The organism is Terrabacter sp. GCM10028922 (assembly GCF_042666095.1).
Lineage (GTDB): Bacteria > Actinomycetota > Actinomycetes > Actinomycetales > Dermatophilaceae > Terrabacter.
In genome coordinates this window covers 507,003-515,857 of record NZ_JBHTFG010000023.1, presented here as the reverse complement: position 1 = coordinate 515,857, position 8,855 = coordinate 507,003, and the positions used below count along the sequence as shown (strand labels likewise).

At 69.6% G+C, this 8,855-nt stretch carries 8 protein-coding genes; 2 read left to right on the top strand and 6 right to left on the bottom strand.

Annotation, left to right across the window (positions count from 1 at the left end; all coding sequences use genetic code 11):
• On the bottom strand, nucleotides 1-2,184 hold a 2,184-nt coding region (locus ACFQU3_RS19245), incomplete at its 3' end, for a hypothetical protein (protein ID WP_385912726.1).
• A gap of 473 nt (nucleotides 2,185-2,657) precedes the next feature.
• On the opposite strand from ACFQU3_RS19245, the gene ACFQU3_RS19240 reads away from it, so the two are divergent.
• Nucleotides 2,658-3,122 carry a hypothetical protein gene (locus ACFQU3_RS19240; protein WP_385912724.1) on the top strand — a complete coding sequence of 155 codons (465 nt, stop codon included), beginning with the start codon at nucleotides 2,658-2,660 and terminating at the stop codon, nucleotides 3,120-3,122.
• 403 nt (nucleotides 3,123-3,525) lie between these two features.
• Here ACFQU3_RS19240 and ACFQU3_RS19235 read toward each other — a convergent pair whose 3' ends face one another.
• The gene (locus ACFQU3_RS19235) at nucleotides 3,526-3,825 is read right to left on the bottom strand and encodes a thioredoxin family protein (RefSeq protein WP_385912722.1); all 300 of its coding nucleotides are present in this window, start codon (nucleotides 3,823-3,825) and stop codon (nucleotides 3,526-3,528) included.
• 259 nt (nucleotides 3,826-4,084) lie between these two features.
• Between ACFQU3_RS19235 and ACFQU3_RS19230 the strand changes: the two genes are divergently transcribed.
• The gene (locus ACFQU3_RS19230; protein ID WP_385912721.1) at nucleotides 4,085-5,281 is read left to right on the top strand and encodes a thiolase family protein; all 1,197 of its coding nucleotides are present in this window, start codon (nucleotides 4,085-4,087) and stop codon (nucleotides 5,279-5,281) included.
• 13 nt (nucleotides 5,282-5,294) lie between these two features.
• Here the strand turns inward: ACFQU3_RS19230 and ACFQU3_RS19225 are convergent, their stop codons facing one another.
• The 4 genes from ACFQU3_RS19225 to ACFQU3_RS19210 are packed head-to-tail and all read right to left on the bottom strand — an operon-like array spanning nucleotide 5,295 to nucleotide 8,855.
• Nucleotides 5,295-5,690 carry a RidA family protein gene (locus ACFQU3_RS19225; protein WP_385912719.1) on the bottom strand — a complete coding sequence of 132 codons (396 nt, stop codon included), beginning with the start codon at nucleotides 5,688-5,690 and terminating at the stop codon, nucleotides 5,295-5,297.
• Nucleotides 5,687-7,024 carry an MFS transporter gene (locus ACFQU3_RS19220; protein WP_385912717.1) on the bottom strand — a complete coding sequence of 446 codons (1,338 nt, stop codon included), beginning with the start codon at nucleotides 7,022-7,024 and terminating at the stop codon, nucleotides 5,687-5,689. Before ACFQU3_RS19220 ends, ACFQU3_RS19225 begins: the two co-directional genes overlap by 4 nt.
• Before the next feature lie 44 nt (nucleotides 7,025-7,068).
• Nucleotides 7,069-7,857 carry an SDR family oxidoreductase gene (locus ACFQU3_RS19215; RefSeq protein ID WP_385912715.1) on the bottom strand — a complete coding sequence of 263 codons (789 nt, stop codon included), beginning with the start codon at nucleotides 7,855-7,857 and terminating at the stop codon, nucleotides 7,069-7,071.
• The gene (locus ACFQU3_RS19210) at nucleotides 7,854-8,855 is read right to left on the bottom strand and encodes a D-2-hydroxyacid dehydrogenase family protein (RefSeq protein ID WP_385912713.1); all 1,002 of its coding nucleotides are present in this window, start codon (nucleotides 8,853-8,855) and stop codon (nucleotides 7,854-7,856) included. The genes ACFQU3_RS19215 and ACFQU3_RS19210 overlap by 4 nt, the downstream gene beginning before the upstream one ends.

The following is an 8,855-nucleotide window of genomic DNA, read 5'->3' as shown; positions in this document are numbered from 1 at the left end:
GCGGGTGCCCGCGGTCGCCCAGGCGAGCGGCCGGTCCTGCTGGTGGCTCGGGCCGAGAGCAGTGACGAGCCGGGGGTTGGAGCCGTCGACCCAGGGCTGCGTCGTGTCGTAGCGGAAGATCTGAGCATCGGTGTACGTGCCGAGGTACTGGGTGGTGCCGTGGAGGATGGTGCCCTCGACCTCGCCGATGACTCCAGTGCCGAAGGGCACCTTGGGGTACTGCTCGCCCGACAGGGTGCCGGGGTCGAGGACGCTGAGGCTCGAGCCGCCGTACCCGCCGACCCAGACCGTGCCGCCGGCGCCGGTGCCGATGGACTTGATCCGCATCTTGGTCGGCACGAAGCTGATCGGGTAGGTGGCCTCGCTCCGGTCCGCGAGGTCGATCGCGGCGAGCTCACCGGACGTGTCGTAGGCGAGGACGTAGTTGCTGGTGCGGCCCCCGATCGTCGTCCGCAGGGCGAGGCGGTCACGGCCCGGCAGCGAGCTCACGGGACCGACCTCGGTGGTGAAGCCCGTCAGGGCACTCACGGCCCAGAGCCGGCTGGAGCGGAAGTAGTAGAAGCTCCCCCAAGGCCCGAGCGACGAGGACTTCTGTAGGGGGTAGTTCGCAGGGACGTCCCACGAGCTGGTGAACGTGTCGTAGAGCCGGCGCTCGCTCGACGCGACCAAGCCGGTCTCCGTGGCGCCGGAGGGCACTCGGACTGCAAGGTAGCGCCCGAGCGACTCGAGCTCGACGACGTTGCCGGTTGCGACCTCTGTCGGCAGCGGGATGACCACGCGCTGGGACGGATCGAGGAGCGAGACGCGCATGATCGCGGGGTCCGTCGAGCCGAGGCCGACCCAGGCGTAACGGGAGTCGACGGCGAGGCTTCGGGCGTACTCGTGCTGCGGACTGAGCGTGCCGAGATTGGTGATGTGGTCGGTCGTGGGGTCGAGGACCCAGAGCTCGGACGCGGGGTAGGACACGCCCCAGATGCGCCCGTCGGGAGCGGCCTCGACGTCCCAGACGAAGGTCGCCGTCGGTGTGACCTTGCCGAGATCGGTCAGGCTCGCGTCGCCGGGCCGCCAGCGCTGCAGGTGCCCGTCGTTGCCGCCCACGTAGATCGAGCCGTCGGCGGCGGCGGTCAGGGCCCAGCCGACGGTCGAGGTGCCGAGCGGCAGCCGGGTCTCGACCGTGCCCGTCTCGACGTCGGCGAGCTGGAACTCGGCCGGGCTGCCGTTGACGACGGTGAAGACCTTCGCGCGGCCGGCGATGGTGGTTGCTTCGACGGTCATCGTGTTGGTGAAGGAGTCGACCGGTTGCACGGCGGCAGTCGGCGCGAGGGTGCGGATCGCGGCGCCACGGGTGGGTCGGAGGTCGAGCACGTCCCAGTACGCCGAGCCGGTGGCGGCCGCGCCCGAGGACAGCTCGATCGTCGCCCAGTGGGCGTCGGTCGGGGCGACAAGCTGCATGGCGATGAGGCTCCAGGTGTCCCTGGCCTTGGAGACGTCGATGCGTTTCGTGGCGGTCACGGTCTTGTCGGCCCGGAGCCAGCGGAGGGTGAGGGCGTGCGCACCGCCCGTCGGGCGGATCCAGGCGCGCAGGTCGTGCGTGACGCCCGGGAAGACCGGCGCCGGCGTGCTCGTCGTTCGCACCAGCCCCGTCGTCGAGCTGTCGACGAGCCGGGTGCTGCGAGTGCCGGTGCGGGCCGCGCCGGTGCTCAGGTAGGCGCTCGTGCTCGTAGCCGTGCTGATGGTCCATCCGGGGATCGTGCCGACGGGGCCGACGGTCTCGAAGCCGCTGTTCGTGACGCCTGGCCGGATCAGCGACATCGTGTCCCACGTGACCTTCGAGATGCTCGTGCTGTACGACGAGACCTCGATCGCGGCGCTGACGGCGCCGGCGGGGGCGACGGCCCGGACCTCGACACGTGACCAGACGGAGACGGCTCCCGTCGTGGGCGTGACGGTCCGGCCCAGCTGGCGGCCGGTCGAGTCGTAGAAGCGCAGGCCGAGGTGCTGGGTGCCGGACCATGTGAAGGTGTAGGCCTGCACGTGGTACTCGGCGGCGGCAACCACGGTGAAGCCCTTGCGCAGGGCGGTGGCGGGCGCCGTCGACGACGAGTCGACGAGGTGCATGGCGCGAATGCCGGTGAAAGCGGTGCCCGTTGACACATAGGCGCGGTTCGGCGACGGTGCGCTCACGGTCCATCCGACCGGCGTCGAGCTCGTCGACGACTCGAAATCGCCCCAGGTGGCATTGGCCGTGACCGCCTGCAGCGCGGTCGTCGTCGACGCCGGCAAGGTCGCAACGGCGAGCAGCGCTGCTATGGCAACGACGGCGACCCTAAGAAGCGCTCGTCGTATTTTACGCAAAATAGACCAAACCATGACCCTTCACCCCCTTTACGAATGGGTCAGGTGCCGAGTACAGTATTTCGCTTGTCTACGCCTGTCTCACGATTCGCCAACTGGCGCGAGACTGTCGCGCAACACCCGGCACAGGACACGTGACTTGTGCCGGACGGGAGCGTGAGCACTTTCAGTACTGGCTCAAGCGCGCCTCCGGCGCGAAGAAGCGCGGGGCCGCGATGGGGACCCCGCACCCTCATCTGCTCCATCGGACCCGCGGCCCAGCCCGGTGGCATCCTGACCTGATGCGCCATGAGGTCCCCTCCGTGACCGGCATCCGGCTGCCGTTCCACCTCGATCCGGACGACCGTGACGCCATCTGTCGCGCGGCACTGACCGTCACCCGGCACAGACTGGCCGATGTCACCATGGACCTGCAGCCCCTCGACGAAGCGTGGTCTGAGGAGGCCGAGTGGGCCGCCCACGAAGCACAGGAGAGATACCGCCCACCCTTGCGGTTGCTCACCAGACGACCGAAGCGAGACCGGCATCCCACGATCGACCTAGACCCCAGGGACGATTCAGACTTCCGCGTCGCGTGGGCCCTCGCCCCGTACACCTGGACTACAGCTATCGACCGCGACCAGCTCGTCGTGCTCGATACAGAGCTCGCCGTACTGATCTGGGTGACGTCGAGCGAGTATGTCGATCTGGTGGCCGAAGTCGCGACGGTTGGCGGCGATACCGAACTGCTAGTGCCTGACCCCACTCTCAAGCCTTGGCGCAGTTGAGCGAGCACGTCTCCTCCGAGCCGCCGACCCGACGCTTCACTGTCCGCTCGCCTCCGGACCGCATCAAGGGCGCTACGCGTCCCTACCGCGATCCTCCGGCCACCCTCGACCCGGCCACTCCGGCAGGCTCCCCTGCTCCGCTATCGGTTCGGTGGCTCTCCCTGCCCCGCCTCCTAGTCGGGGCGCCGGTCCCACTTGGTTCAGGACTCGACGGTCGGCTTCCGACCACCCTGCCACTTGCTCTTGTGACCTCGAGGGAAGACCCAACGGAACAGGCGCAGCCCAGGCCGATGGCACCAGCAGTCGTCCGCGCAGCCACAGGCGATGAGCCCCATGCGCTCCCGCACTAACCCGACAACCGCCGCCGCCACGTAGGCGCCGATGGCCAATCCCAGGAGGCGTTTCATGACAGCGCCTCCACCAGCTGGCCCACTGAAGGCGACCCGGCACGGCCCTCTGGAGTTGCGAAGACCCGGCAGGCCAGCGCCGGCGGCTCACCCCCAGTCGCGAATGGGTCGCGGCCATCCACGAGGATCGTCGGCGACCCGATGAACCGGAGTCGCACCGCATCCTCTGGCGTCTCCACGAACACACGCTGGATCGCCTCGCCGTCGCGGCCCACACCGGCCAGGGCCTCGCGAAGCCTCTCCTCAGCAACGGCCCAGTTTGGGCACCCATCGAAGTACAGCAGCCGCACATCCATACCTCCATCATGCGCCTCGCCGCGGCGGGCACGTCCGGGGCGCATTTGGGGCACACCCGACCGGCTGAGGGGTGCAACGCCACGGCAACCGACACGTACACTCGCGTGCGTGGAGCACCCCGTCAGATGACGGGCACGCGACCCCTCGATCGACTTTTGATCCGCTGGTCGTCGGTTCGAGCCCGACGGGGCCCACGAGCACCTGATGTGGCATGCGCCGTGCCGTATGCCGTCCGCTCCGACGAGGAAGTCCCCGACCGTGATCGACGCGTTCGTCTACGACGCCGTCCGCACTCCCTTCGGCCGCTACGGCGGCGCCCTGGCGGGGACCCGGCCCGACGACCTCGCCGCCCTCGTGGTGCGGTCGGTCGTCGACCGCTGCCCCGGCCTCGCGGGCGACGGCGCGGGGCGGGTCGACGAGGTCGTGTTCGGCAACGCGAACGGCGCCGGCGAGGAGAACCGCAACGTCGCGCGCATGGCCACGCTCCTGGCAGGCCTGCCGACGAGCATCCCCGGTTCGACCGTGAACCGCCTCTGCGGGTCGAGCCTCGATGCGGCGATCATGGGGTCCCGTCAGATCGCGACCGGCGACGCCGACGTCGTGCTCGTCGGCGGCGTCGAGTCGATGAGCCGTGCGCCCTGGGTCCTGCCGAAGACCGAGAAGCCTTATCCCGCAGGCAATCTGGATCTCGCGTCGACGACCCTCGGCTGGCGCCTCGTCAACCCGAGGATGCCGTCCGGATGGACCGTGTCGCTGGGCGAGGCGACCGAGCAGCTGCGCGAACGGCACGGGATCTCGCGCGAGCGGCAGGACGCGTTCGCCGCGCGGTCCCACCGGCTCGCTGACGCCGCTTGGAGCGACGGCTTCTACGACGACCTCGTCGTGCCCGTCCCCGGTGTCGACCTCGCGCGCGACGAGTCGATCCGCGCCGACACGACACCTGAGCGCCTCGCCGGGCTGCGGACCTCCTTCCGCACGGAGGGTGGCACGGTCACGGCGGGCAACGCCTCACCGCTCAACGACGGCGCCTCCGCGGTCGTGCTCGGCAGCGAGCGTGCGCAGGAGCGCCTCGGCCTGGCCCCGCTCGCCCGCATAGCGGGCCGCGGCGCGAGCGCGCTCGACCCACAGCTCTTCGGCTTCGCACCGGTCCAGGCGGCCGACACCGCGCTCGCCAGGGCGGGCATCACATGGGCCGACGTCGCCTCCGTCGAGCTCAACGAGGCCTTCGCCGCCCAGTCGCTCGCGTGCGTCGACGCGTGGGGCATCGACCCCGAGATCGTCAACCGCCACGGCGGCGCCATCGCCATCGGCCACCCGCTCGGTGCCTCCGGCGGCCGCATCCTCGGCACCCTCGCTCGGAGCCTGCAGCGCTCAGGCGAGCACTGGGGCGTGGCGTGCATCTGCATCGGTGTCGGCCAGGGCCTGGCCGTAGTCCTCGAGAACGCGACCGCCTGAGCGCTGGGCGTCGTCAACGCGCCTCCTCCGCGACCACAGCCATGAAGTCGCACTGGACCAGCGCCGGCCCCTCCACCAGCAACGGTTGTGAGTGCCGAGCAGGTCGGGAGGCAGGGTCTGGGAACATACGGACCCATTCGGCATTCAGCGGTCCCCGGTTGTCGCGGTCGCGCAGGTACACGGTCATCTTGATGATGCAGTCCGTGCTGCCGCCGGCCGCCTCGACCACGGCCCTCATGTTGGCGAAGACGTTGGCGCACTGCGCCGACAGGTCTTCCGGCAGGGCGTGCGTTGCGGGATCAGTGCCGTGAACGGCCCCCGACACGACCAGGTTGCCTATCCGAGAGGCGTTCGGCACCGGGTGCTTGTGGGCCAGCGCCTCGACGGTGACACTCGTACGGTGGCTCACGGCTTGGCTCCTTCGCGAGCTCGCTCGGAGCCCGGTTGCCGGATCAGGGCGGGCGCCACGCTGTCAGCCCGGTCGTCCACTCCCAGAGCGCGGTCGAAGCCCGGCTTGAGCTTGAGGCCGTTCGTCTCGGGGAGCAGCAGCGTGGCCACGATCGCGATGCTGTAGCCCAGCAGCGCGACCATCCCGATGGCCTCGGCAAGGCCGATCCGCTGGGCGAGGATGCCGATGCAGGAGACTGCGATCGCGCCGGCCGCCTTGCCGAAGTTGTAGGCGAAGCTCTGTCCGCTGCCACGGAGCGCGGTCGGGAAGAGCTCCGTGAAGAACGGGCCCAGCGCTGCGTAGTTGCCGATCGTGAAGAAGCCGAACGGCACACCCATCACCACCAGCCCCCAGCGCGACAACGGCAGGAACATGTACCCGAGGGTGACCAGCCAGGAGCAAACGAGGAACAGCTGGAACGTCCGCTTGCGGCCGAGCGCGTCGGCCAGGTAGGCGCTTGCAAGGAACCCCAGGAACGAACCACCGGTCACCATGAACACGTAGTAGCCAGAGGCACTGGGGGACAGCTCCCGGACCGTCTTCATGAACGTCGGCAGCCAGTTGACGATCGCCCCACCGACGCCAACCACGCCGAACGCCAGCAGCGACGACAAGACCGTGACCCTGCGCGTCCCTGCCCCGAAGATGGCCCCGAGGCCAGGGCGGCTGCCGTCGGCAGCGATGGCCGCGCGCGTCTGCTGGAACAGCTCGGGCTCTTCGATCCTGCGACGCAGGTACAGAACAAGAACTCCGGGCAGCACCCCGATCATGAGCAGCACCCGCCACCCGTACTCCGACGGCACGTGGGCCAGCACCACACCGGCGAGCAGCGCGGCCGCGCTCCAACCGATGCCGAAGCCGCTCTGGACCGATCCCACCGCCTTGCCGCGGTGGGCAGGCCGGATGATCTCGCCCATCAGCACCGCGCCGGCGGCCCACTCACCACCGAAGCCGAGCCCCTGCAGCACGCGCACCACCATGAGCTGGTCGAAGTTCTGTGCGAAGCCCGCGATGAAGGTGAACAGGCAGAACCAGAGAATGGTGAACTGCATGACGCGAACCCGGCCGAAGCGGTCCGCCATGAAGCCACACGCCCAGCCGCCGATGGCTGCCGAGAGGAGTGTGGCCGTGGCCAGATAGCCGGCCTGAGCCGTGGTCATGCCCCAGGCGGCGATGAGCACGGGCAGCACGAAGCTGAAGAGCTGGGCGTCCATCGCGTCGACCGCCCATCCCGAGAAACATCCCCAGAACGTATTGCGCTCGCGCCGGGTCAACTCGCGATACCAACTGAACATCGTTGTCCTCCGAAAGTAGATTCTGTCTCCTGCTGGGCCCCCTTTCACACGACAAGTGGTGTCAGCCCTCCATCCATCGTCAGCGACGCGCCGGTCACGTACGACGCCCGGGCGCTTGCGAGGTACAGCGCCGCATCTGCGACCTCGTCCGGGGTGGCGTACCGGCCGAGGGGGATGCGTTGCTGGTGCTGACGCAACAGCTCCTCCGGCGGCTTACCGGTCATCCGGGACTCCGCCTCCAGGGACATCTGGACCCGGCCGGTCATGGTCGCCCCCGGGTTGATGACGTTGACACGGACGCCCGCGTGCCCCCAGGCCGCGGCGAGCCCGGCGGACGCCAGCATCAGCGCTGCGTTCGCCGCCCCGCCGGGGAGGTGGATGGGCGAGGCGACCTTCCCTCCCGTGCCGATGATGTTGACGATCGCGCCGGCCCCGCGCGCCACCATTCGCGGCAGGAGGTGGTCGATGACGTTCATGTAGGTGAAGAACTTCGCGTCCATCGCCACCCGCCACGCGTCCGCCGTCAGCTCACCCGGCGGCACGCGCTTTGCGCCCCCGGCGGAGTTGACGAGCACCGTGATCGGCCCGACGTGCTCCTCGGCCGCTACGACCGCCCGTTCCGCCGCGGCCGCATCGCAAAGGTCCGCCGCGCACGGCGTGGCGGTCAGGCCGTCCGCTGCCAGCGTCTCCTGTGCGGCGCTCAGGTGCTCCGGACTGCGCGACACGATGACCACGCGGGCTCCCTCGTGACCGAAGGCGCGGGCACAGGCCAGGCCGATGCCCTTGCTGCCGCCGGTGACCATGACGACCTTTCCGTCGAGCTCGAGATTCATGGCAGGTCCTGTTCCAGCACATCGGGATTGTGGACGTCGATCGGGGTGCCCTGGGCGAATGCGACGATCTGGTCGAACGCGTTGCGGTAGGCGAACTCGTAGTTGTCACGCTCGACATAGCCGAGGTGTGGGGTGCACAGGGCGTTCGGCAGCCGCAGCAGCGGGTCGTCCGGATCGGTCAGCGGCTCGTGCTCGAACACGTCGACCGCCGCCTTGCCCGGCCGACCCCTCCGAAGGGCCGCGACGAGGGCCCCGGGCTGGATCAGCTCCGCCCGGCTGGTGTTCACCAGCAGCGCCGTCGGCTTCATGAGGGCGAGGTCGTCAGGGCCGATCAGTCCGGTGGTCCCAGCGTTGAGCCGCAGGTGCAGGCTCAGCACGTCCGACTGCTCGAACAGTGCTTGCTTGTCCGCCGCCACCGGAAAACCCTCCGCTCGCGCCCGGTCGAGTGACCCTTCCCGCCCCCAGACCAGCAGCTCCATACCGAACGCGGCGCCGACCCGCGCGACCATCGAGCCGAGCCGCCCCAGGCCGTAGATGCCCAGTGTCCGGCCGCGAAGGCCGAGCCCGACGGTGCTCTGCCACCGGCCCTCGCGCAGCGCGGCGGACTCCAGCGGGATGTTGCGCAGTGCCGCCAGGATCAGACCCCAGGTGAACTCTGCGGTGGGATAGGACGGTCGCCCGGTGAGTGCCGAGGAGACGACCACCCCGTGGCGCGTGCACGCATCAAGGTCGATGTGCGGTACGTGGCCGTTCTGGCTGATCAGCTTCAGCTTCGGCAGGCGGCTGAGCAGGGCTTCACCCACCGGGGTGCGCTCCCGCAGAAGCACCAGCACGTCGGCGTCGGCCAGGCGTCCGCCCAGGACGTCCACGTCGCCGACGGCGTCGTTCCAGATCGTGACGTCGTGGGCTTCCAGCGTCGCGAAGCAGTCGAGCGTACGGACGACGTCCTGGTAGTCGTCGAGGATGGAGACGCGCAGTCTGCGCAGGTCGTCAGTCAT

What these genes read in the sequence shown, in the direction of transcription:
- ACFQU3_RS19235 (WP_385912722.1), bottom strand. Translation starts at nt 3,825, where the DNA reads ATGGATGTGCGGCTGCTGTACTTCGATGGGTGCCCAAACTGGGCCGTT.
- ACFQU3_RS19220 (WP_385912717.1), bottom strand. Translation starts at nt 7,024, where the DNA reads ATGTTCAGTTGGTATCGCGAGTTGACCCGGCGCGAGCGCAATACGTTC.
- ACFQU3_RS19215 (WP_385912715.1), bottom strand. Translation starts at nt 7,857, where the DNA reads ATGAATCTCGAGCTCGACGGAAAGGTCGTCATGGTCACCGGCGGCAGC.
- ACFQU3_RS19210 (WP_385912713.1), bottom strand. Translation starts at nt 8,855, where the DNA reads ATGACTGACGACCTGCGCAGACTGCGCGTCTCCATCCTCGACGACTAC.